This is a genomic window from uncultured Nocardioides sp., from assembly GCF_947489365.1.
Classification (GTDB): domain Bacteria; phylum Actinomycetota; class Actinomycetes; order Propionibacteriales; family Nocardioidaceae; genus Nocardioides.
The window spans coordinates 1-23,743 of the sequence record NZ_CANLDB010000008.1 but is presented as its reverse complement, the minus strand read 5'-3'; the positions used below and the strand labels follow the sequence as shown (position 1 = coordinate 23,743).

The 23,743-nt window shown below is 71.9% G+C and carries 14 protein-coding genes, 1 tRNA gene and 1 pseudogene; 8 read left to right on the top strand and 8 right to left on the bottom strand.

The annotated features are described in order from the left end of the window. The first annotated feature begins 1 nt into the window (after position 1). The 4 genes from lgt to pyk all read left to right on the top strand — a co-directional run bounded on the left by lgt (position 2) and on the right by pyk (position 8,722). Positions 2-970, top strand: coding sequence for a prolipoprotein diacylglyceryl transferase (gene lgt / locus Q0858_RS18500; RefSeq protein ID WP_299057617.1), 969 nt, complete (start codon positions 2-4; stop codon positions 968-970). A gap of 194 nt (positions 971-1,164) precedes the next feature. Then, the gene (gene gltB, locus Q0858_RS18495; RefSeq protein WP_299057616.1) at positions 1,165-5,745 is read left to right on the top strand and encodes a glutamate synthase large subunit; all 4,581 of its coding nucleotides are present in this window, start codon (positions 1,165-1,167) and stop codon (positions 5,743-5,745) included. Next, entirely contained in the window at positions 5,738-7,204 is a 1,467-nt protein-coding gene (locus tag Q0858_RS18490; RefSeq protein ID WP_299057614.1) for a glutamate synthase subunit beta, read from the top strand. The genes gltB and Q0858_RS18490 overlap by 8 nt, the downstream gene beginning before the upstream one ends. Positions 7,205-7,270: 66 nt before the next feature. Beyond that, positions 7,271-8,722: a pyruvate kinase gene (pyk, locus tag Q0858_RS18485; RefSeq protein WP_299057612.1), complete on the top strand. Its 1,452-nt coding sequence runs from the start codon at positions 7,271-7,273 to the stop codon at positions 8,720-8,722. 3 nt (positions 8,723-8,725) lie between these two features. Here the strand turns inward: pyk and Q0858_RS18480 are convergent. Then, positions 8,726-8,798, bottom strand: a tRNA-Leu gene (locus Q0858_RS18480). 61 nt (positions 8,799-8,859) lie between these two features. On the opposite strand from Q0858_RS18480, the gene Q0858_RS18475 reads away from it, so the two are divergent. The 3 genes from Q0858_RS18475 (at position 8,860) to Q0858_RS18465 (ending at position 12,206) form a co-directional block, all read left to right on the top strand. Then, complete coding sequence (locus tag Q0858_RS18475) at positions 8,860-9,471, top strand: response regulator (protein ID WP_299057610.1); 612 nt, start codon at positions 8,860-8,862, stop codon at positions 9,469-9,471. 204 nt (positions 9,472-9,675) lie between these two features. Further along, complete coding sequence (locus Q0858_RS18470) at positions 9,676-10,914, top strand: ABC transporter substrate-binding protein (protein ID WP_299057608.1); 1,239 nt, start codon at positions 9,676-9,678, stop codon at positions 10,912-10,914. A 347-nt stretch (positions 10,915-11,261) separates the two neighbouring features. Beyond that, positions 11,262-12,206, top strand: coding sequence for a hypothetical protein (locus Q0858_RS18465; RefSeq protein WP_299057606.1), 945 nt, complete (start codon positions 11,262-11,264; stop codon positions 12,204-12,206). 228 nt (positions 12,207-12,434) lie between these two features. On the opposite strand, the gene Q0858_RS18460 is transcribed toward Q0858_RS18465, so the two are convergent. From Q0858_RS18460 to Q0858_RS18440, 5 genes are all read right to left on the bottom strand, one after another. Beyond that, positions 12,435-13,238 carry an ABC transporter ATP-binding protein gene (locus Q0858_RS18460; protein ID WP_299057604.1) on the bottom strand — a complete coding sequence of 268 codons (804 nt, stop codon included), beginning with the start codon at positions 13,236-13,238 and terminating at the stop codon, positions 12,435-12,437. Beyond that, a complete protein-coding gene (locus tag Q0858_RS18455) occupies positions 13,235-14,185 on the bottom strand; it encodes an ABC transporter ATP-binding protein (RefSeq protein ID WP_299057602.1) in 951 nt (316 codons plus the stop codon). The genes Q0858_RS18460 and Q0858_RS18455 overlap by 4 nt, the downstream gene beginning before the upstream one ends. Next, entirely contained in the window at positions 14,175-15,173 is a 999-nt protein-coding gene (locus Q0858_RS18450) for a branched-chain amino acid ABC transporter permease (RefSeq protein ID WP_299057600.1), read from the bottom strand. The genes Q0858_RS18455 and Q0858_RS18450 overlap by 11 nt, the downstream gene beginning before the upstream one ends. Positions 15,174-15,189: 16 nt before the next feature. Then, a complete protein-coding gene (locus Q0858_RS18445; protein WP_299057598.1) occupies positions 15,190-16,536 on the bottom strand; it encodes a branched-chain amino acid ABC transporter permease in 1,347 nt (448 codons plus the stop codon). 191 nt (positions 16,537-16,727) lie between these two features. After that, on the bottom strand, positions 16,728-17,486 hold the full coding sequence (locus tag Q0858_RS18440) for a DUF554 domain-containing protein (protein ID WP_299057596.1): 759 nt from the start codon (positions 17,484-17,486) through the stop codon (positions 16,728-16,730). Positions 17,487-17,560: 74 nt separating this feature from the next. On the opposite strand from Q0858_RS18440, the gene polA reads away from it, so the two are divergent. Then, positions 17,561-20,269 carry a DNA polymerase I gene (polA, locus tag Q0858_RS18435; protein WP_299057593.1) on the top strand — a complete coding sequence of 903 codons (2,709 nt, stop codon included), beginning with the start codon at positions 17,561-17,563 and terminating at the stop codon, positions 20,267-20,269. A gap of 13 nt (positions 20,270-20,282) precedes the next feature. Here polA and Q0858_RS18430 read toward each other — a convergent pair whose 3' ends face one another. Both Q0858_RS18430 and Q0858_RS18425 read right to left on the bottom strand, forming a co-directional pair. Then, positions 20,283-21,530 carry an oligosaccharide flippase family protein gene (locus Q0858_RS18430; protein WP_299057591.1) on the bottom strand — a complete coding sequence of 416 codons (1,248 nt, stop codon included), beginning with the start codon at positions 21,528-21,530 and terminating at the stop codon, positions 20,283-20,285. Between the two features lie 100 nt (positions 21,531-21,630). Continuing rightward, positions 21,631-23,743 (bottom strand): annotated as a pseudogene (locus Q0858_RS18425) (hypothetical protein); the annotation flags it as partial.

Genomic DNA, 23,743 nt, shown 5'->3' with positions numbered 1-23,743 from the left:
CGTGATCGACCTGCTGACCATCCCCAGCCCCTCGACCGGCGTCTGGGAGCTGGGCCCGCTGCCGATCCGCGGCTACGCGCTCTCGATCGTGCTGGGCGTCGTGCTGGCGATCTGGCTCTCCGAGCGCCGCTGGGCCGCCCGCGGAGGCACCCGCGGCGAGATCAGCGACATCGCGCTGTGGGCGGTCCCGTTCGGTCTCGTCGGGGGCCGGCTCTACCACGTCGTCACCGACTACCAGCTCTACTTCGGCGAGGGCCGCGACCCGGTCACCGCCCTCTACGTCTGGAACGGCGGTCTCGGCATCTGGGGCGCCATCGCCCTCGGCGCCCTCGGCGCCTACATCGGCGCCCGCCGCGCGGGCATGCGGGTCGCGCCCGTGATGGACGTCCTCGCCCCCGGGGTGCTGCTCGGCCAGGCGGTCGGTCGGTGGGGCAACTGGTTCAACCAGGAGCTCTACGGCCGCCCGACCGACCTGCCCTGGGGCCTCGAGATCGACCCCGCGAACTGGCCGTCGGGGCAGACGTTCGAGCCCGGCACGACCTTCCACCCCACGTTCCTCTACGAGTCGCTGTGGAGCCTGGCCGGCGTCGCGCTGCTCCTCGTGCTCGACCGCCGGTTCCGCATGGGCCGCGGCCGCCTCGTCGCGGCGTACGTCATGGTCTACACCGCGGGCCGCGGCTGGATCGAGATGCTCCGCATCGACGACGTCCAGATGAACGACGTCGCCGGCCTGCGCCTCAACGTCTGGACCTCGATCGTCGTCTTCGCCCTCGCCGCGGCGTACCTGCTCTGGACCCGCAGCCACCCCCCGGCCCAGCCCGAGCCGATCTACACCGACGCCCACCTCGCCCGCGTCGCGGCGTCCGCGACCCCGGAGTCGGGGGCGAAGGCGGACGCAGAGGCCGACGAGAAGGCCGACGAGAAGGCCGACGAGAAGGCCGACGCGGGGGAGCCCGAGACCAAGGACTGAAGCCGAGTCGGCAGATCTGCGCAGCCGTACGGGGTCGAGTCGGCACGACGGAGTCTCAGCGCTGCCTCGCGGGGGTGGAGGTGTCGCCGCTCACTGATAATCTTCGCGAAGGCGCTGGGGCCAACGCTGTCCCCTGCCCGCCTGACCCACCGACTCGGGCGCTCTGGCGTCCGTCGACACGGGAGGCCTGCCACGTGCACCAGCCGTCCTCTTCTCCGAGCTCGTTCCGCGGGGACCTCCCCGCGGCCCAGGGCCTGTACGACCCCGCACGCGAGCACGACGCCTGCGGCGTCGCGTTCGTGGCGCGCATGTCCGGCGAGGCCGGGCACGAGGTGGTCCAGCAGGCGCTGACCGCCCTGCGCAACCTGGACCACCGCGGCGCTGCCGGCGCCGAGGTGAACTCCGGGGACGGCGCGGGCCTGCTCATGCAGGTGCCGGACGCCTTCCTGCGCGAGGTCGTCGACTTCACCCTCCCCGCCGCCCGCACGTACGCCGTCGGCACGGCGTTCCTGCCCGGCGACGCCGAGGAGGTGGCGAAGGCCCAGACCCGCATCGAGGAGCTCGCCTCCGAGGAGGGCCTCACCGTCCTCGGGTGGCGCGACGTGCCCGTCGAGTCCGCCGAGCTCGGCTCGATCGCCCTCGGCGTGATGCCGACGTTCCGCCAGCTCTTCGTCGGCGGCGCCGGCTCCACCGTGACCGGGATGGCCCTGGAGCGCATGGCCTTCTGCCTGCGCAAGCGCGCGGAGGCCGAGACCGGCGTCTACTTCCCGTCGCTGTCGTCGCGCACGCTGGTCTACAAGGGCATGCTCACCACCGAGCAGCTCGACGGCTTCTTCACCGACCTCCGCGACGAGCGGGTCGCCTCGGCCCTGGCCGTCGTCCACTCGCGCTTCTCGACGAACACGTTCCCGAGCTGGCCGCTGGCGCACCCGTTCCGGTTCATCGCCCACAACGGCGAGATCAACACCGTGATGGGCAACCGCAACTGGATGCGCGCCCGCGAGGCCCTCCTCGAGTCCGAGCTGCTGGGCGGCGACCTGGAGCGCCTCTTCCCGATCTGCACGCCGGGCGCCTCGGACTCCGCGTCGTTCGACGAGGTCCTCGAGCTGCTGCACCTCGGCGGTCGCTCGCTGCCGCACTCGGTGCTGATGATGATCCCCGAGGCGTGGGAGAACCACCGGGAGATGGACCCCGCGCTCCGGTCGTTCTACGAGTTCCACTCCACGATGATGGAGCCCTGGGACGGCCCCGCCTGCGTCGTCTTCACCGACGGCTCGCAGATCGGCGCCGTGCTCGACCGCAACGGCCTGCGCCCCTCCCGCTACTGGGTCACCGACGACGGCCTCGTCGTCCTGGCCTCCGAGGTCGGCGTCCTCGACCTCGACCCCGCGAGCATCGTCCGCAAGGGCCGCCTGCAGCCGGGCCGGATGTTCCTCGTCGACACCGACGAGCACCGCATCATCGAGGACGAGGAGATCAAGGCGGACCTCGCCGCCGAGCACCCGTACGACGAGTGGCTGCACGGCGGCATGCTCCACCTGGACGACGTCCCGCAGCGCGAGCACATCGTCCACACGCACGCCTCGGTCACCCGGCGCCAGCAGATCTTCGGCTACACCGAGGAGGAGCTGCGGGTCCTGCTGACCCCGATGGCGAACACGGCCGCCGAGCCGATCGGCTCGATGGGCACCGACACGCCCATCGCGGCGCTGTCGACCAAGCCCCGTCTGGTCTTCGACTACTTCAGCCAGCTCTTCGCCCAGGTCACGAACCCGCCGCTGGACGCCATCCGCGAGGAGCTCGTCACCTCCCTGCACGGCTCGATCGGCCCCGAGGCCAACCTCCTCGAGCCGACCCCGGCGTCGTGCCGCCAGGTGGTCCTGCCGTTCCCGGTCATCGACAACGACGACCTGGCCAAGATCCGTCACATCAACCGCGACGGCGACATGCCGGGCTTCCAGGTCCACATCGTCCGCGGCCTGTACGACGTCGAGGGCGGCGGCGAGGCCCTCGCGGCGCGGCTGGACGAGCTGTGCGCGGAGGTGTCCGAGGCGATCGCCGGGGGCGCCCGCGTCCTCGTGCTCTCCGACCGGCACTCCACCCGTGAGCTCGCGCCGATCCCGTCGCTGCTGCTGACGGGCGCCATCCACCACCACCTGGTCCGCGAGAAGACCCGCACCCAGGTCGGGCTGCTCGTCGAGGCCGGCGACGTCCGCGAGGTCCACCACGTCGCCCTGCTCGTCGGGTACGGGGCGGCCGCGGTCAACCCGTACCTCGCGATGGAGACCGTCGAGGACCTCGCCCGCGAGCGCTACTACGTCACCGCCGAGGCCGAGGACGCCGTGGCCAACCTCGTGAAGGCGCTCGGCAAGGGCGTGCTCAAGGTGATGTCGAAGATGGGCGTCTCCACGGTGGCGTCGTACACGGGCGCGCAGATCTTCGAGGCCGTCGGCCTGAGCCAGGCCGTGGTCGACCGCTACTTCACCGGCACCACCTCCAAGCTCGGTGGCATCGACCTCGACGTCATCGCCCAGGAGGTCGCCGCCCGTCACGCCTCGGCGTACCCGCGCGGCGGCATCGCCCCGGCGCACCGGGAGCTCCTCGTCGGCGGCGAGTACCAGTGGCGCCGCGACGGCGAGCCCCACCTGTTCGACCCCGACACCGTCTTCCGGCTGCAGCACGCCACCCGCCAGGGCCGGTACGACGTGTTCAAGCAGTACACCGAGAAGGTCGACGGCCAGTCCGCCCGGCTGATGACGCTGCGCGGCCTGTTCGCGCTGCGCGACGCCGAGGAGCTCGGCCGCCAGCCCGTCCCGATCGACGAGGTCGAGCCGGTCAGCGAGATCGTCAAGCGGTTCTCGACCGGCGCCATGAGCTACGGCTCGATCAGCGGCGAGGCCCACGAGACCCTGGCGATCGCGATGAACCGCCTCGGCGGCAAGTCCAACACCGGCGAGGGCGGCGAGGACGCCGACCGGCTCTACGACCCGACCCGCCGCAGCTCGATCAAGCAGGTCGCCTCGGGCCGCTTCGGCGTCACCGCGGAGTACCTGACCAACGCCGACGACATCCAGATCAAGATGGCGCAGGGCGCGAAGCCCGGCGAGGGCGGCCAGCTGCCGGGCCACAAGGTCTACCCGTGGGTGGCCAAGACCCGGCACTCCACCCCGGGCGTGGGGCTCATCTCGCCCCCGCCGCACCACGACATCTACTCCATCGAGGACCTCGCCCAGCTCATCCACGACCTGAAGAACGCGAACCCCGAGGCGAGGGTCCACGTGAAGCTGGTCGCGGAGGTCGGCGTCGGCACGGTCGCGGCGGGCGTCTCGAAGGCCCACGCGGACGTCGTCCTGATCTCCGGGCACGACGGCGGCACGGGCGCGGCGCCGCTCACCTCGCTGAAGCACGCCGGCGGACCCTGGGAGCTCGGCCTCGCCGAGACCCAGCAGACGCTGCTGCTCAACGGGCTGCGCGACCGCATCGTCGTCCAGGCCGACGGGCAGATGAAGACGGGCCGCGACGTCGTCGTGGCGGCGCTCCTCGGCGCGGAGGAGTTCGGCTTCGCCACCGCGCCGCTGGTGGTCTCGGGCTGCATCATGATGCGGGTCTGCCACCTCGACACCTGCCCCGTGGGCGTGGCGACGCAGAACCCCGTGCTGCGCCAGCGCTACTCCGGCAAGGCCGACTTCGTCGTCACCTTCTTCGAGTACGTCGCCGAGGAGGTGCGCGAGTACCTCGCCGCGCTCGGCTTCCGCACGCTCGACGAGGCGATCGGCCACGTGGAGTCCCTCGACACCCGTCGCGCGGTGGAGCACTGGAAGGCCGCCGGGCTCGACCTGGCGCCGGTGCTGCACCGCCCGGAGCTGCCGGAGGGCGCCTCGCTGCGTCGTACGACGACCCAGGACCACGGCCTCGAGGCGGCGCTCGACAACGAGCTCGTCCGCCTCGCCGAGCCCGCCCTGGAGCGCCGTGAGCCCGTGCGGGCCCAGCTGGCGATCCGCAACGTCAACCGCACCGTGGGCACGATCCTGAGCCACGAGGTGACCAAGCGGTACCGCGGCGAGGGCCTGCCCGACGGCACGATCGACCTCACCCTGACCGGCTCGGCGGGCCAGTCGTTCGGCGCCTTCGTGACGTCCGGCATCACGCTGCGGCTCGAGGGCGACGCCAACGACTACGTCGGCAAGGGCTTGTGCGGCGGCCGGGTCGTCGTCCGGCCCGACCGTGCGGCGACGTTCGACGCGCGTCGGCAGATCATCGCCGGCAACGTCATCGGGTACGGCGCCACCTCCGGCGAGATCTTCATCCGCGGCGGCGTGGGTGAGCGGTTCTGCGTCCGCAACTCCGGCGCCCTCGCGGTGGTCGAGGAGGTCGGCGACCACGCCCTGGAGTACATGACGGGCGGCCGGGTCGTGATCCTGGGCGCCACGGGCCGCAACGTCGCCGCCGGCATGTCCGGCGGCGTCGCCTGGATCCTCGACCTCGACCGCGGCCGGATGAACATCCAGGCGCTCGAGGGCGGCCAGGTCGAGCTCGGGCCCGTCGTCGACGACGCGGCCGAGGAGCTCGAGGGCCTGGTGCGCCGTCACCACGAGGAGACCGGCTCCGACGTGGCCGCCGAGCTGCTGGCCGACTGGCCCGCCGCCCTCGAGCGGTTCACCGAGGTGGTCCCCACCGAGTTCCGGACAGTGCTGGACGCGCAGGCCGCCGCCGAGGCCGAGGGCCTCGACGAGCAGCAGACCGCCGAGCGGATGATGGAGGCGTTGCATGGCTGACCCGAAGGGCTTCCTCAAGGCAGGTCGCGAGGTCGCTGACCGTCGCCCCGTCGAGGAGCGGAAGAACGACTGGAACGAGGTCTACCCGGGCTCCCCGGGTCGGGCCCTGCTGCCGATCATCACCGAGCAGGCCGGACGCTGCATGGACTGCGGCATCCCGTTCTGCCACCAGGGCTGCCCGCTGGGCAACATCATCCCGGAGTGGAACGACCTGGTCTGGCGCGACGACTGGGACGGCGCGATCGAGCGGCTGCACGCGACGAACAACTTCCCGGAGTTCACCGGGCGGCTGTGCCCCGCGCCGTGCGAGACCGCCTGCGTCCTGGGCATCAACCAGGACCCGGTGACCATCAAGAACGTCGAGGTCACCATCATCGACCGGGCCTGGGAGTCCGGCGCGGTCCGTCCGCAGCCCCCGGAGTGGCTCTCGGGGCGCACGGTCGCCGTCATCGGCTCCGGTCCGGCCGGCCTCGCGGCGGCCCAGCAGCTCACCCGGGCCGGCCACACCGTGGCGGTCTACGAGCGCGCCGAGAAGATCGGCGGCCTGCTGCGCTACGGCATCCCCGAGTTCAAGATGGAGAAGCGCCACCTCGACAAGCGCCTCGACCAGATGCGCCGCGAGGGCACGGTCTTCCGCGCCGGCGTCGAGGTCGGCGTCGACCTGAGCGCCGAGGACCTGCGGCACCGCTACGACGCCGTCGTCCTCGCCATCGGGTCCACGATCGGCCGCGACCTGCCGGCCCCCGGCCGCGAGCTGGGCGGCATCCACCAGGCGATGGAGTTTCTGCCGCAGGGCAACCGCGCCGCGCTGGGCGAGGACGTGCCCGACCAGATCACCGCCGAGGGCAAGGACGTCGTCATCATCGGCGGCGGCGACACCGGCGCCGACTGCCTCGGCACGTCGATCCGCCAGGGGGCGGCGTCGATCACCCAGCTCGAGATCATGCCGCGGCCCGCGGAGGAGCGTCCCGACGCGCAGCCGTGGCCGACGTACCCGATGACCTACAAGGTCTCCTCGGCGCACGAGGAGGGCGGCGACCGGGTCTACGCGGTGTCGACGAGCGAGTTCCTCGGCGACGACGACGGCCACGTGCGGGGCCTGCGCCTCGTCGAGGTCGAGATGCGCGACGGCCGCTTCGAGGAGGTCGAGGGTTCCGCGCGGGAGATCCCGGCCCAGCTGGTGCTGCTGGCCATGGGCTTCACCGGGCCCGAGCAGGGCGAGCTGGTCCCCGGCCTGGGGGTCGAGCTCGACGACCGGGGCAACGTGCGGCGTGACGACACGTACGCCTCGTCGGTGCCCGGCGTGTTCGTGGCCGGGGACGCCGGTCGCGGGCAGTCGCTCATCGTCTGGGCCATCGCCGAGGGTCGTGCGGCGGCCGCAGCGGTCGACGAGTACCTCACCGGGTCGACCAACCTCCCTGCCCCGATCAAGGCCTCGGAGCGCCCCCTCACCGTCTGACGCCGTTCACCCGTCCGTCGACCTGGGCCTTACCGGTTTGAACGTTCAAACCGGTAAGGTCGCAGGGTGCGTAGAGCCAAGATCGTCTGCACCCTCGGCCCGGCCACCTCGAGCGAGCGCCGGATCCGTGAGCTCGTGTACGCCGGGATGGACGTCGCCCGGCTCAACATGAGCCACGGCACCCACGCCGACCACCGCGAGAGCTACCGGCTGGTCCGCGAGGCCGCCGACGCCAGCGGGCACGGCGTCGCGATCCTCGCCGACCTGCAGGGCCCCAAGATCCGGTTGTCGACCATCGCCGACGGCCCGGTGACCCTGCACCGCGGCCAGGAGTGGACCATCACCACCCGCGAGGTCCCCGGCGACGCCGAGATCGGCGGGACGACGTACGCCGGCCTGCCGGGCGACGTGGCCACCGGCGACCCGATCCTCATCGACGACGGTCGCGTCCGGCTGCGGGTGCTCGAGGTCGTCGACGGCACCGACGTGCGCTGCGAGGTGCTCGTCGGGGGCCCGGTCAGCAACCACAAGGGCATCAACCTGCCCGGGGTCGCCGTCTCCGTGCCCGCGCTGAGCGAGAAGGACGTCGAGGACCTGCGCTTCGCGCTGCGCATGGGCGTCGACTTCATCGCCCTCAGCTTCGTGCGCGACGCGGCGGACGCCGACGACGTCCGCGCGATCATGGACGAGGAGCAGGTGTGGCTCCCGATCGTGGCGAAGATCGAGAAGCCCCAGGCCATCGAGAACCTCGACGCGGTCGTCGACGCCTTCGACGCCTTCATGGTCGCCCGCGGCGACCTGGGCGTGGAGTGCCCCCTCGAGGAGGTGCCGTTCCTGCAGAAGCGGGTCATCGACAAGGCCCGCCGCAACGCCAAGCCGGTCATCGTGGCCACGCAGATGCTCGAGTCGATGATCAGCAGCCCCGCCCCGACCCGCGCGGAGACCAACGACGTCGCGAACGCCGTCCTCGACGGCGCGGACGCCGTGATGCTCTCCGGCGAGACGAGCGTGGGGGAGTACCCCGTGCACACGGTCGAGACGATGGCCCGCATCGTCGGCGCCGCCGAGGAGCACGGCCGCGACAGCATGAAGACGATCGAGTGGAACCCGCACACCCGCGGCGGCGTCATCGCGAAGGCGGCCGCCGAGGTGGCCGAGCGGATCGGCGCCAAGTACCTCGTCGCCTTCACCCAGAGCGGCGACTCCGCGCGGCGGCTGTCCCGCCTGCGGGGGACCACCCCGACGCTGGCGTTCACGCCGGAGGACCGGGTGCGATCCCAGCTGGCCATGACGTGGGGGGTCGAGACGTTCCGCACCGCCGCGGTGGAGCACACCGACGAGATGGTCCGCCAGGTCGACGAGCAGCTCCTGCGCATCGGTCGGGTCGTCGAGGGCGACCTCGTGGTGATCATCGCCGGGAGCCCGCCCGGCATCCCCGGGTCCACCAACGCGCTGCGCATCCACCGGATGGGCGACGCGATCAACGAGGCGGCCCCGGCGTACCAGCGTCGCACCTGAGGGTGCCCCGGGTGGGATTCGAACCCACACTGGACGGTGTTTGAGACCGCTTCCTCTGCCGTTGGGATACCGGGGCCGGCGCGGGGCGCACGCTACCGGGCCCCGCGGCCGCCCGGCGCGGTGACTAGCCTGATCGCGTGACCAGAGCAGAGTCCGGTGGGTCGACGCGCCCCCGGGTCGTGATCGCCGAGGACGAGGCCCTGATCCGCATGGACCTCGCCGAGATGCTCGCCGAGGAGGGGTACGACGTCGTCGGCGAGGCCGCCGACGGCCAGCGGGCCGTCGAGCTGGCCCACGAGCTCCGCCCCGACCTCGTCGTCCTCGACGTGAAGATGCCCGTGCTCGACGGCATCAGCGCCGCGGCGGCGATCGCGGAGGCCAGGATCGCCCCGGTCGTCATCCTCACCGCGTTCTCGCAGCGCGACCTGGTGGAGCGCGCCCGCGACGCCGGCGCGATGTCGTACCTCGTGAAGCCCTTCGGGGCCTCCGACCTGGTGCCCGCGATCGAGATGGCGCTGAGCCGGTACGCCGAGATCGCGGCGCTCGAGTCCGAGGTCGCCGCCCGCGACGAGCAGCTGGCCGCCCGCAAGGCGGTCGAGCGGGCGAAGGGGGTGCTGTCGGAGTCGCTCGGGCTCAGCGAGCCGGACGCCTTCCGGTGGATCCAGAAGACCGCGATGGACCTCCGGCTGTCGATGCGACAGGTCGCCGAGGGCGTCGTCGAGCACGGTCCGGGGATCGCCGAGGGGTGAGGTCAGGTCACGGTTCGGCAACAGGCGTAACTGTGACCTGCCCGTGACTCCTCGATGGGGCCGGAGAACGCTACTTTCCTCCCGCAGCACCCTGCCCGGCGGGTGGTTCCGCCCGGGTTGTCGACCTAGTGAGCCGGAGGCCACATGACCCGCAGATCCCGCGCCATCCGCTATGGCGCCCCCCTTGCCGTTGCGGCCCTGATCATGACCGCGTGCGGTGCGGAGGACGACTCCTCCGACGGCGGCGAGACGTCCGGCTCCGGCTCGGAGGAGTCCTCGGAGGCCTCGGGTGGCGACTTCCCCGAGGGCGACGGGGTCTTCACCGTCGGCTCGCTGCTGCCCCAGACCGGTGACCTCGCGTTCCTCGGCCCCCCGGAGTTCCAGGGCGTCGACCTCGCGATCGAGGACATCAACGCGGCCGGCGGTGTGCTCGGCCAGGACGTCGTCGGCATCAAGGCCGACTCCGGTGACGGCACCCCCGACATCGCGGGCGCCGAGGTCGACAACCTGCTCGCCGAGGACGTCGACACCATCATCGGTGCCGCCGCCTCCGGCGTGTCCGTCTCCGTGATCGACAAGATCACCGGCGCGGGCGTCGTCCAGTTCTCGCCGGCGAACACCGCCGCGGGCTTCGACACCTACGACGACGGCGGGCTCTACTTCCGCACCGCCCCGTCCGACGTGCTGCAGGGCGAGATCCTCGCGAACCTCGTGGTCGAGGACGGCGCCTCCAACGTCGCCATCATGGGCCGCCAGGACTTCTACGGCGAGGGCCTCTCCGAGCGTGTCCAGGAGGTCGTCGAGGAGAAGGGCGCCTCCGTCGCGGACTTCGTCCTCTACGCCGCCGACGCCCAGAACTTCACGGCCGAGGTGAACCAGATCGCGGCCTCCGAGCCCGACGCCCTGGTCATGGTGTCCTTCAACGAGACCACCAAGATCATCCCGCAGCTCATCTCCAAGGGGATCGGCCCCCAGGACATCCCGATCTACTTCGTGGACGGCAACCTGGCGGACTACTCGGCCGAGAACTTCGACCTGACCGGCGTCAAGGGCACCGCGCCCGGTGCCGCCGAGCCGGACCCCGACTTCGAGGACCGTCTGCGGGAGAACCCCGACGTCGACGACCTGACCTACGGCGCCGAGTCCTACGACGCCGTCGTCATCTCCGCGCTGGCGGCCATCGCGGCCGGCAACGACTCCGGTGAGGCCATCGGTTCGGAGATCGTCAACATCACCCGCGAGGGCACGAAGTGCACCGAGTTCGAGGAGTGCGCTCAGCTCCTCGAGGACGGCGAGGACATCGACTACGACGGCAAGTCGGGTCCGACCGACATGACCGACTCCGGCAGCCTCGTCGCCGGCACGTACGGCATCAACGAGTACGACGGCAACACCTACGAGCGCATCGACACCGTCTCCGGTGTCGTCCCCGAGACCAGCTGATCTCGCTCTCGTAGCACCCGCACCACCACCGGAGCCCCCGGCCGCCACGCGGCCGGGGGCTCCCGTGCGTCCTGGCCCGGGTCGGCTCCCCGTGCGGCCGGGTCCGGACGGGGCTGGGACTGGACGGGGCTGGGGACGACTTCCCAGGGTGAGTGGCGATGTCGGCACCGACCTCGCCGAATTCAACGCGGTAGGTGCCGACCTCACTGCCTCACCTGGGAAGCCGGCCCACGGCTGCCGTGCGGCGACCGGCCGGATCATGTCCACAGGTGCGGGCCGCGACGGGTTCTCCCCAGCCCGGGGACGGGACGTCGCGCCTGGTGGCCGTCCCGGGCGACCCTGCGGTCATGGAGCTGCTCCTCGCCCTCATCGACCGTCAGGGATTCGCCACGCGTGCCGAGGCGCTCGACCTCGGCGTGACCGACAAGGTGCTCACCGCCGAGCGACGGGCGGAACGGCTCACACGCTTCCGGCACGGGACGTACACCAGGACGTCACGGTGGCGCGCCCTCGACGCGGAGGGTCGCCACCTGCTGCGACTGCGGGCGGTGATCCACCGGCTCGGAGGGGAAGCGGTCGCGAGTCACGTCTCCGCCGCGCTGTTGCACGGACTCCCCGTCTGGGGCGTCCCGCTCGACCGGGTGCACCTGACTCGCGTCGACGACGTACCCGGTCGCCGGCAGGCCGACGTCACCCACCACGTGGGAAGACTGGACCCGGGTGACGTCGTCGAGGCCGGAGGGGTGCCGTGCGTGGGCCCGACGCGGGCGGCGATCGAGACCGGGATCCTGGGGACGCCCGCCACCTTCCTGCCGACCGCCGACGCCCTGTTGCACGCGGGGTTCGCGACGCGCGCGGACCTGGGTCGTACCTGGGTGGCGATGGAGCGGTGGCCGGACCGTCACAAGCTCAGCGTCGCCGTCCGACTGGCCGACGGTGCCGCGGAGAGCGTGGGGGAGTCACGGCTGCGCTGGATCCTGTGGGGTCAGGGCCTGCCGACGCCGGTGCTGCAGCACGAGGTCGTCGACCCCGACAGTGACTTCCGTGCGTACTGCGACCTGGCCTGGCCCGAGCACGGCGTCGTCCTCGAGTTCGACGGCCTCGTGAAGTACGGCCGGCTGCTCAGGCCCGGTCAGTCCGTCGCGGACGTCCTGGTCGCGGAGAAGCGACGGGAGGACCGGATCCGCGAGCTCACCGGCTGGACCGTCATCCGTGTCGTCTGGGCCGACCTGGAGCACCCGACGGCCCTGGTCGCCCGCGTCCGCCGCGCCCTCGGCCTCGCCGCGGCGTGACCGACCCGGAGCGCCCGGTGGCCGCGAGCCCGGGGTGTGCCGACTTCCCAGGGTAGGTGGTGACCTGCGCACTCACCACGCGCAATGTCACACGGTAGGTGCCGACGTCACTGCCTACCCTGGGAAGTCGGCCCGAGTCGGCCCGAGTCAGCCCGGGCCCACCCCCGGACGCACCACCGCCCCCGCACCGGGGACGGCGCGGGGGCGGAGCGGACGGTGTCGTGCGGCTCAGGCCTCGCCGAGCGTGCCCAGGTAGAGCTGGATGACCTTGGGGTCGTTCGCCAGGGAGCGGCCGGTGCCGGTGTAGGCGTTGCGGCCCTGGTCGAGGACGTAACCGCGGTCGCAGATCTGCAGGCAGCGCTTGGCGTTCTGCTCGACCATGACCACCGAGACGCCGGCGCGGTTGATGCGACGGGTCTGGACGAAGACCTCGTCCTGCAGCACGGGGGACAGGCCCGCGGAGGGCTCGTCCAGCAGCAGGACCGACGGCTCCATCATGAGGGCGCGGCCCATGGCGACCATCTGGCGCTCGCCGCCGGACAGCGACCCGGCCCGCTGGGCCTTGCGGTCGATGAGCGCCGGGAACAGGTCGCCGACGAACTCGAACCGCTTCCTGAACGACGAGGGCCGCTGGAAGGACCCCATCTCCAGGTTCTCCTGGATGGTCAGCGACGGGAACACGTTGTTCGTCTGGGGGACGAACCCGATGCCCTTCGAGACCAGCACGTCGGCGCGGGCGTTGGTGATGTCGTCGCCCTTGAGCGTCACCGTGCCGGTCTTGATGCGGACCAGCCCGAACAGCGCCTTCAGCAGCGTCGACTTGCCGGCGCCGTTGGGGCCGATGATCCCGACGAGCTCGCCCTCGTGGCAGTACAGGTCGGCGCCGTTGAGGATGTTGACCCCGGGCAGGTAGCCCGCGATCAGCTCGTCGGCCCGCAGGATCGCGCCGTCGGCCGCGCCGAGGTGCTCGCTGCGGTCGGCCGCGGGCACGCCGTCGGTGGCGCTGCCCTCGGTGACGGTGGTGTCGCTCACGACTTCTCCTCGGTGTGCTCGGCGTCGATCTCGGCCTGGGCCTCGGCGAGGATCGTCTCCTCCATGTCCTCGCTGAGGTCCTGGTCGTGGTGCGAGCCCAGGTAGGCGTCGATGACGCGCTGGTCGCTCATGACCCGGTCCGGCGGCCCCTCGGCAACCACCTTGCCCTGCGCCATCACGATGACCCAGTCGGAGATGTCGCGGACCATGTCCATGTCGTGCTCGACGAACAGGACCGAGCGGCCCTCCTCGCGCAGCGACTTCACGTGGCCCAGCAGCGACTGCTTCAGGGCCGGGTTCACGCCCGCCATCGGCTCGTCGAGCATGACGAGCTCGGGGTCCGCCATCAGGGCGCGCGCCATCTCGAGCAGCTTGCGCTGACCGCCCGACAGCGAGCCGGCGAAGTCCTCGCGCTTCTTGTGCAGCAGGAAGCGCTCGAGCAGCTCGTCGGCCTTGACGGTGTTCGTCTCCTCCTGGCCGCGCCACAACCACGAGAACATGGCGCTCAGCAGACCCTCGCCGCGCTGGTCGGTCGCGCCGACCCGCATGTTCTCGATGACGGTCAGGCGGGAGAGCACCTTCGTGAGCTGGAAGGTGCGCACCATGCCCAGTCGCGCCACCTTGTACGCCGGCACCTTGTCGAGCGTGGTGCCCTTGAAGGACCACGTGCCCTCGTTGGGGCGGTCGAAGCCGGTGAGCAGGTTGAAGAACGTCGTCTTGCCGGCACCGTTCGGACCGATGAGCGCGGTGATGACGCCCCGCTGGATCTCGACGTGCTCCACGTCGACGGCCGTCAGGCCGCCGAACTGGCGCCGGATGCCGTGCGCCACGAGGATCGGGTCCGGCTTCTTCGCGCCGGGCTCGTGCTCGACGTCGACGAGCGCCGCACGCGCGGCGTCGCTGCGGGGCGTGGCCTTGGCCAGGCTCGGCTCTGTCTCAGCGGGCATCGATGGCCAGCTCCCTCCGGTCGCCGAAGATCCCCTGTGGTCGGAAGATCATCAGCAACATCAGTCCAAGGCCCAGGAAGATGAAGCGCATCAGGCTGGCCTGGTTGGGGTCCATGATGGCCTCGGGGATCAGCGGGTCCGCCCCGGCGGTCGCCTGGCTGAAGAACCCGCCGAGGGCGGTGATCAGGAACCAGAAGATGATGGCGCCGACGACCGGTCCCATCACGCGGGCCGCGCCGCCGATCAGCAGCACGGTGTAGGCGAAGAAGGTCACGTCGGTGGCGAAGAACGACGGCCCGACGGCGGCGGACCGCAGCGAGACCATGAAGCCGGCCAGCGCACCGAAGATGCCGCCGATGACGAGGGCCTGCATCTTGTAGGCGTACACGTTCTTGCCGAGAGAGCGGACGGCGTTCTCGTCCTCGCGGATCGACTTGAGCACCCGGCCCCAGGGGCTGCGCATCAGCAGGAAGACCACGAGGCAGCTGAGCGCCACGAGGAGCCACCCGACCGTCATGACCCAGATGTCGAAGGCGCTCCAGCGGAACAGGCCGGGGATCCCGACCGAGCCGGAGTAGGGGTTGGCGTCGCGGAAGCCCGAGATGAAGTCGGTGACGCCGTCCTGGCCGCCGAAGTACTCCGAGAACGACGCCGCGGCGACGGTCTGCCGGATGATCTCCGCGCTCGCGATGGTCACGATCGCCAGGTAGTCGGCCCTCAGCCTCAGCGTCGGTACGCCGAGCGCCAGCGCCAGCAGCGCGGCCAGCAGGAGCCCGACGACGACGCCCACCCACAGCGAGGTCGCGAAGATGGTGACGGCGCAGGCGATCGAGTAGCCCGCCACCATCATGAAGCCGGCCTGGCCGAAGTTCAGCAGGCCGGTGTAGCCGAAGTGCACGTTGAGGCCGATGGCGGCCAGGCAGTAGATGACGGCGGTGGGCCCGAACGCCTGTTGGATGGCGCTGCCCAGGATGGCCACGAAGTCCATGTGCGTGTCCCTTTCCTCAGCCGACCCGCTGGGCGCGGCCCAGCAGACCCTGCGGTCGGACCAGCAGCACCAGGATCAGCACCAGCAGCGCACCCACGAACTTGAACTCCGCGGGGACGAACAGGGTGGTGAGCTCGGTGAACGTGCCGATGATGAAGGCGCCGACGATGGCGCCCCAGATGGTGCCGAGACCGCCGAGGACGACGGCCGCGAAGACGAGCAGCAGGAGCTTGAAGCCGATCTGGTAGTCGAAGCCCTGGGTGACGCCGAGCAGCGCACCCGCGAGGCCTGCGAGGGCGGCGCCCCCGATCCAGACGATCGAGATGACCCGCTCCACGTTGATGCCGGTCGCCGCGGACAGCGCCGGGTTGTCGGCGACCGCGCGGGTCGCCTTCCCGGTGCGCGTGTACTTCAGGAACGCGGTGGTGCCGAGCAGCACCGCGACCGCGATCAGGAAGACCGCGATCTCCTTCAGCGTGACCTGCACGGGCCCGACCTGGATCGGGGTGACCGCGGAGTACTGCGAGTAGTTCTGGCTCTGCGCTCCGGCGACGTACTGGAACACATTGCGCAGGAAGATCGACAGACCGATGCTGACGATCATCATCGCGATGATGCCGGTGCCGCGCTTGCGCAGCGGACGCCACAGGGCGGCGTCGTTCAGCCAGCCGAACGCCGCGGAGACGACGAAGGCCACCAGGACGCCGACGATGACGGTGATGTTCAGCCCGCCGATCGCGATCTGGCCGGGCAGCCGGTCGACCGCGAGCGCGACGACCGCGCCGAAGGTGATGAGCTCGCCGTGCGAGAAGTTCGTCAGCCCGGTGGTGCCGAAGATCATCGACAGGCCGAGGGCTGCCATCGCGAGCAGCGAGGAGAAGACGAGGCCGCCGACCGTGAGCTGGAGGGCCAGCGTCAGGCCGCCCGCGGACTCCGGCAGCGGGTCGCCGATGGGGAAGGCGACCGACTGGTCGGCGTCGGTGTTGACGGTGATCGTCTGCTCGACGTCGTCGGGGTTCCGCAGGCCCGAGCCCTCGGGGAGCGACTCCTCGTCGACGGCCACGACGAACTGCTGGCCGAGCGCCGAGATGGGGTCGCCGGGGATCGCGACCGCGAAGGCGCCGTTCTCGTCGGACTCCGCCGCGGCGAGCTCGTTGCCCTCCGCGTCGCTCAGCGTGATCGCGACGCCGGGCACCGGGGTCGGAGGGTCCTCGCGGAGGTCGCGGAGGCACCCGGTGATGTAGATGGAGGCGTCGGCCTCGTCGCGCTCGGGGACCTGGCAGACGCTGCCGGCGTCCGCCGTGGGCAGCGGTGCGGCGGCGGTGGCCGCGGCCGGCGCGAGCAGCGCGAGCACCGCGATCACGAGGACTCCGACCGCTCCGAGGAGGCGGCGAGGAGGCCGGAACAGTAGGGAGCGCAAGGGTTCCTCCGATTCGTCGCCCGAGGGGTGAGGGGCGGCATGGCAGACGGGACTCTAGCGACAGAACGGGCTGGTGGGACGCCCCGAGACGCGGGAGATGCGAGCTTGTGACCTTGGGGGGTCCGCGGGGCGCCTCAGAGGGCCGAGACAGCCCACACCAGCAGGGGGGCGACGAGCAGCGACGGCAGCAGGTCGGCCACCTTCACCTGCTTCAGGTCGAGCAGCCGCAGGGCCACCCCGACGAGGAGCAGCCCGCCGGTGGCGGTCATGGCCGCCAGCTGCGCGTCGGGGACGACGTCGCCGAGGGTGGCGCCCAGCAGGGTCAGGCCGCCCTGCACCACCACGAGCGAGACGACGGAGGCGGCGACGCCCCAGCCGAACGCCGCGGCGAAGGCCACGGAGGCGAACAGGTCGAGCGCCGACTTGAGCAGCAGCTGCTCCGCGCCGCCCCCGAGGCCCTCCTCGATCGAGCCGAGGATCGTCAGCGGGCCGACGCAGAAGACCAGGGACGCCACGACGAACCCCTGGACGAAGCGCACCCGCGCCTCGTCCGCCGCCCCCTCCGTGCCGCCGCGGCGGACCAGCACCCGCTGCAGCATCGCGCCGAGGTCCTCGAGCCGGTCCTCGAGGCGCAGGAGCGACCCGGTGATCCCTCCGAGCAGGACGGCGCCCAGGACGATCAGCGTCGGGGCCGCGTCCCCCACCGCGGCGGCGAGCACCGGGTCGGACACGGCGACGGCCGAGGAGGCCGCGATGAGCAGCGTCACCAGCCCCAGCCCGTCGGTGACGACGGTCCGGGTCCGCTCGGGCAGCCGGTCGCCGGCGAGCGCCCCGACGGTCGAGCCGACGAGCACCGCGACGACGTTCACGAGCGTGCCGACCCCGGGGAACACGCGGTCATGATGGCACCCCCGGGGCGGTCCGACGCCGGGGGACCGACGTCGGTGCGCTGTGGCAGAGTCGGGACGTGAGCCCGACCGCGACCGCAGGCCCCGTCGTCCCCCGCCCCCGGCTGCTGCTCGTCGACGGGCACTCGATGGCCTACCGGGCGTTCTTCGCGCTCCCGGTCGAGAACTTCTCGACGACGACGGGCCAGCACACCAACGCCGTCTACGGCTTCACCTCCATGCTCATCAACGTCCTGCGCGACGAGGAGCCGACGCACCTCGCGGTCGCGTTCGACGTGTCCCGGCAGACCTTCCGCGCCGAGGCGTACGCCGACTACAAGGCCAACCGGTCGTCCTCGCCGTCGGAGTTCAACGGGCAGGTGTCCCTCATCAAGGAGGTCCTCGACGCCCTGAACGTGCCGTACCTCGAGAAGCCGGGGTTCGAGGCCGACGACGTGATCGGCACGCTCGCGACCCAGGCGCGGGCCGACGACTTCGAGGTGCTGATCTGCACCGGCGACCGTGACTCCTTCCAGCTCGTCGACGAGCACACGACCGTGATCTACCCGATGCGCGGAGTGTCGGAGATGAAGCGCATGACCCCGGCCGCGGTCGAGGAGAAGTACGGCGTCCCGCCCGGGCGCTACCCCGAGCTGGCGGCGCTGGTGGGGGAGACCTCCGACAACCTGCCCGGCGTGCCCGGCGTCGGCCAGGGGTACGCCGCGAAGTGGATCAACGCCTACGACGGCCTGGAGAACGTCATCGCCCGCGCGGACGAGATCACCGGCAAGAAGGGGGAGTCGCTGCGCGCCCACCTCGACCTGGTGATGCGCAACCGTGAGCTGAACGCCCTCGTGGTCGACCTCGACCTCGAGCTGCAGCCCAGCGAGCTCGCGATGCGACCCTGGGACCGCCAGGCGGTCCACACGGTGTTCGACAGCCTGGAGTTCCGGGTGCTGCGCGACCGTCTCTTCGAGACCCTCACCTCGGCCGAGGAGATCGACGACTCCGGCTTCGACCTCTCCGGCGCCCGGCTCGGCACCGGCGAGGTGGCTGCCTGGCTCGACTCCCACGGCCGGACCGGTGCCCGCACCGGGGTGATCGTGGAGGGCACCTGGGGCCGCGGCACCGGGGAGGTCACCGGCCTCGCGCTGGCGACCGAGCAGGGGGCCGCCGCCCACGTCGACGTGGTGGGCCTCGACCCGGCCGACGACGAGGCCCTGGCCTCCTGGCTGGGCGACCCCGCCGTGCCGGTGGTGCTGCACGACGCGAAGGGCCCGATGCTCGCCCTCGCCGCCCGCGGCTGGCCGCTGGCGGGGCTGGAGCGCGACACCGCCCTCTCGGCGTACCTGGCGCGGCCCGACCAGCGCTCCTACGACCTCGCCGACCTGGTGGTCCGCTACCTCAAGCGCGAGCTCAAGCAGGGCGCCACCGACGACGGCCAGCTCGCGCTGGACGTGGACGGCGAGGAGTCCGCCGAGGCGGCGGAGACCTCGATGCTGCACGCCCGTGCCGTCCTGGACCTGGCGGCGGCGCTGGACGACGAGCTGGAGGAGCGCGGCGGCACGCGCCTGCTGGCCGACGTCGAGCTGCCCCTGATCGACGTGCTCGCCCGGATGGAGCAGGTCGGCATCGCCGCCGACACCGAGCTCCTCGAGAACCTGGAGTCGCAGTTCGGCGAGGGGGTGCGCGAGCAGGCCCAGGCGGCGTACGACGTCATCGGGCGCGAGATCAACCTCGGCTCGCCGAAGCAGCTGCAGGTGGTGCTGTTCGACGAGCTGAACATGCCGAAGACGAAGCGCACCAAGACCGGCTACACGACCGACGCCGACGCGCTGAAGACGCTGCAGGAGAAGTCGCCGCACCCCTTCCTCGAGCACCTGCTCGCCCACCGCGACGTGATCAGGCTGCGCCAGACCGTCGAGGGGCTGCTGAAGACCGTGGCCGAGGACGGCCGCATCCACACCACCTTCAACCAGCTCATCGCGGCCACCGGCCGGCTGTCGAGCACCGACCCGAACCTGCAGAACATCCCCGTGCGGACCGAGGCGGGCCGACGGATCCGCGAGGCGTTCGTCGTCGGGTCCGGCTTCGAGACCCTCATGACCGCGGACTACTCGCAGATCGAGATGCGGATCATGGCGCACCTCTCGGAGGACGCCGGGCTGATCGAGGCCTTCCGTTCCGGCCACGACTTCCACTCGGTCACCGCCGCTCGTGTCTTCGGCGTCGACGCCGAGGCGGTCACCCAGGAGATGCGGGCGAAGATCAAGGCGATGAACTACGGGCTGGCCTACGGGCTGTCCGCGTACGGGCTCAGCCAGCAGCTGCGCATCGACACCTCCGAGGCCCGCGGGCTGATGGACGAGTACTTCGAGACCTTCGGCGGCATCCGCGACTACCTCGCGGGCGTCGTCGACGAGGCCCGCCGCAGCGGCTTCACCGAGACCATCCTCGGACGCCGCCGCTACCTGCCCGATCTGTCGAGCGACAACCGTCAGCGCCGCGAGATGGCCGAGCGGATGGCCCTCAACGCGCCCATCCAGGGCTCGGCCGCCGACCTGATCAAGGTCGCCATGCTGCGGGTGGACGCCGCGCTCCGCGAGGCGGGACTGGCCTCACGGATGCTGCTCCAGGTCCACGACGAGCTCGTGCTGGACGTCGCACCGGGGGAGTCCGAGCAGCTCGAGGCGCTCGTGCGGGAGCAGATGGCGGGCGCCGCGGACCTCACGGTGCCGTTGGACGTCTCGGTGGGCACCGGCGCGAGCTGGCACGCCGCGGCCCACTGACGCCCGCGCCTGCTCAGCGCGAGGTCTCGGCGACGCCGGGGACGGGAGCCGGTGAGTCCGAGCGCCGGCTCCGGGTCGCCGCCAGCAGGCCGGCGAGGACGAGCACGTCCACGACGGCCACGGCCAGCAGCAGCCTCGGCTCCGTGGCCGCCAGGGGGGTCGCGGCCAGCAGCGCCACCAGGCCGGCCCACACCACGAGCACCGCCCGTCGGTGCTGGTCCGCGACGACCTGGTAGACGAGGATCTGGATCATCGCCAGCAGGGTGCCGACGGCCGCGAACACCCAGATCAGCGGCTCGATGTCGCGGTAGGCGCTGCCCCCGACGAACACCACGGCCAGGCCGCTGAGCACCGCGGCGCCGGCGGTGGCGACCGCACCGATGAGAGCCGTCGCCAGCAGGCTCAACCGGGTCGCGCGGGAACGGTCGGCCCCCGAGGCCATGCGGGGGAACGCGATGACGACCACGAACTGGGGCAGGAACAGCACGGCCTTCGTGAGGATCAGCCCCCCGGCGTAGAGCCCGGCGTTCTCGGCGTCGAGGACGACGCGGGCGAGGACGACGTCGACGTTGGAGAGCGCGAAGAACGCGAGCAGGGCGTGGGAATTGTGGGCGACCTCCCGCAGGATCATCCGGGTGGAGGAGCGCGCCACCGGGGCGGACCGCCGCCGGCGCAGCACCCAGGAGCCGACCAGGACGGGGACGACGGCGCCGACGGCCACGCCGGCCATGGCGCCCGTCGCGTCTCCGAGGAGCAGCAGGCCCAGGCCTCCGAGCACGAGCCGTCCCGTGCCCGCGGCGACGTAGATCGCCGACAGGGGGCCCCAGTGCTCCTCGCCCTGCAGGACCCCGGCCTGGGCCCCCATCAGGCTGAGGGGCGCCGCGGCCAGCGCCACGAGCAGGGCGGGTAGCGGGGACGACAGGTCGAGCACCAGGGTCACGACGGGGGCCAGCAGCAGGCACACCAGGGCCAGCACGAGCCCGGAGCGGCGGCCGGCCCGCAGGATGCGGGCCTCGATCTCCTCGCGCGCCTCGGGAGCGGCGGCGACCTGCCGCGCCCCGGTGGCCTGCAGGCCGAGGGAGACGACGTTGATGACGAGCAGCAGGCCCATGAGGGCCGCGACGGCGCTGTACTCCGCCGGACCGAGGAGGCGGGCCGCGAGGATCGTGAAGCCGTACGTCGTGACGTTCAGGACCGCCATGGCCACCGCGACCCCGGCGCCGCCCTTCAGGAGGCGGCGCAGCCCGCCACCCCCGGTCACGTCGCGCTCACGACGCCGAGCCTAGAAGGCCGACCCACGACGACGGCCGACCGGCCCGGGTGCAGCCCCGGTCCGGTCGGCCGTCCGGCCGGCCCTCGCCTCAGCGCCGCGGGTTCTTCGGCGTCGAACGGGAGTTCGCGGGGTCGGACCCCTTCTTGATCTCCTGCCCGTCCCCGACCTTCCCGCGGTCGGTGTCGTAGTTGGTCGGGTCGGTCCGGCGCTTCTTGAACTTCGTGTTCTTGCTGCCGGTCCGCTCCTGCTTGTCGGTCAGCGAGTCGCCGTCCGTGTCCTTCCTGGTCGGGTCGCTCCTCCGCTTGCCCAGGAAGTAGGTGCCGCCCCGGACCTGGATCCGCTGGTTGATCGTGTAGCCGGTGACCTCGAGCCGGTCGCCCAGCCCGTCACGGTCGGTGTCCCGGCGGCACGGGTCGGTCCTGACCCGACCGATCTGACTGGTCCTGCCGCCGGCCCGGGTCACCGTCTGCTTCACCACGACGCCCTTGACCTCCTGCCGGTCCGACAGCTGGTCGCCGTCGGTGTCGGCCTTCAGCGGGTCGGTGCCGCCCGCGCACGAGCCCGGGGACCCGTTCACCTCGGCTCCGTCGGTCAGACCGTCACCGTCGGTGTCGCGCTTGTTCGGGTCGGTCCCCAGGTCGTCGACCTCCCTGCCGTCGTCCAGGCCGTCGTCGTCGGTGTCGGCGTCCAGGGGGTCGGTGCCCAGCTCGACCTCGGTGCCGTCGTTCAACCCGTCGTCGTCGGAGTCGGCGTCGTCGGGGTCGGTGCCCAGCTCGGCCTCCTCGTCGTTGCTCAGGCCGTCGTTGTCCCGGTCGGCGTCGACGACCGGCTGGTCGTCGGTGGGGTCGAGAGGGTCGGACCCGCGGTCGACCTCGGCGCCGTCGAGCACGCCGCCGTCGTCGGAGTCGGAGTCCAGCGGGTCGGTCCCCAGCTCCACCTCCTCGCCGTCGGACAGTCCGTCGCGGTCGCTGTCCGGCTCGGTCGGGTCGGTGCCCAGCTCGACCTCGTCGCCGTCGTCCAGGCCGTCGTCGTCGGTGTCGGCGTCGTCGGGGTCGGTCCCGAGGTCGGCCTCCTCGTCGTTGGTCAGGCCGTCGTCGTCGCGGTCCGCGTCGACGACCGGCAGGTCGTCGGACCCGTCGAGCGGGTCGGTGCCGCGGTCGACCTCCGGGCCGTCGTCCACGCCGCCGTCGTCGGTGTCGGCGTCGAGCGGGTCGGTTCCCAGCTCGACCTCCTCGCCGTCGGTGAGGCCGTCGTCGTCGGAGTCCGCGTCGTCTGGGTCAGTGCCCAGCTCGGCCTCCTCGTCGTTGGTCAGCCCGTCGTTGTCGGGATCGTCCTCGACGACCGGCAGGTCGTCGGCTGCCACGAGCGGGTCGGTGCCGCGGTCGACCTCGGCGCCGTCGAGGACGCCGCCGTCGTCGGTGTCGGGGTCGAGCGGGTCGGTCCCGAGTCCGACCTCGCGGCCGTCGGTGAGGCCGTCGTCGTCGGTGTCGGCGTCGTCGGGGTCGGTCCCGAGGTCGGCTTCCTCGTCGTTGGTCAGGCCGTCGTCGTCGCGGTCGGAGTCGACGACGGGGAAGTCGTCGGCTGCCACGAGCGGGTCGGTGCCCCGGTCGACCTCGGCGCCGTCGAGGACGCCGCCGTCGTCGGTGTCGGCGTCGAGCGGGTCGGTCCCGAGTCCGACCTCGCGGCCGTCGGTGAGGCCGTCGTCGTCGGAGTCCGCGTCGTCGGGGTCAGTGCCCAGGTCGGCCTCCTCGTCGTTGGTGAGGCCGTCGTTGTCCGGGTCGTCGTCGACGACCTCCTGGTCGTCGGTCCCGTCGAGGGGGTCGGTGCCGCGGTCGACCTCGGGGCCGTCGTCCACGCCGCCGTCGTCGGTGTCGGCGTCGAGGGGGTCGGTGCCCAGCTCGACCTCGGTGCCGTCGGTCAACCCGTCGTCGTCGGAGTCGGCGTCGTCGGGGTCGGTCCCGAGGTCGGCCTCCTCGTCGTTGGTCAGGCCGTCGTCGTCGCGGTCGGCGTCGACCACGGGGAAGTCGTCGGCCGCGACGAGCGGGTCGGTGCCGCGGTCGACCTCGGCGCCGTCGAGCACGCCGCCGTCGTCGGTGTCGGAGTCCAGCGGGTCCGTCCCGAGTCCGACCTCGGTGCCGTCGTTCAGGCCGTCGTCGTCGGAGTCCGCGTCGTCGGGGTCGGTCCCGAGACCCGCCTCCTCG

Bases quoted from the DNA above. Each gene is read 5' to 3' on its own strand.
- Q0858_RS18490 (WP_299057614.1), top strand. From the start codon at position 5,738: ATGGCTGACCCGAAGGGCTTCCTCAAGGCAGGTCGCGAGGTCGCTGAC.
- Q0858_RS18455 (WP_299057602.1), bottom strand. From the start codon at position 14,185: ATGCCCGCTGAGACAGAGCCGAGCCTGGCCAAGGCCACGCCCCGCAGC.
- Q0858_RS18450 (WP_299057600.1), bottom strand. From the start codon at position 15,173: ATGGACTTCGTGGCCATCCTGGGCAGCGCCATCCAACAGGCGTTCGGG.
- Q0858_RS18470 (WP_299057608.1), top strand. From the start codon at position 9,676: ATGACCGCGTGCGGTGCGGAGGACGACTCCTCCGACGGCGGCGAGACG.
- Q0858_RS18465 (WP_299057606.1), top strand. From the start codon at position 11,262: ATGGAGCTGCTCCTCGCCCTCATCGACCGTCAGGGATTCGCCACGCGT.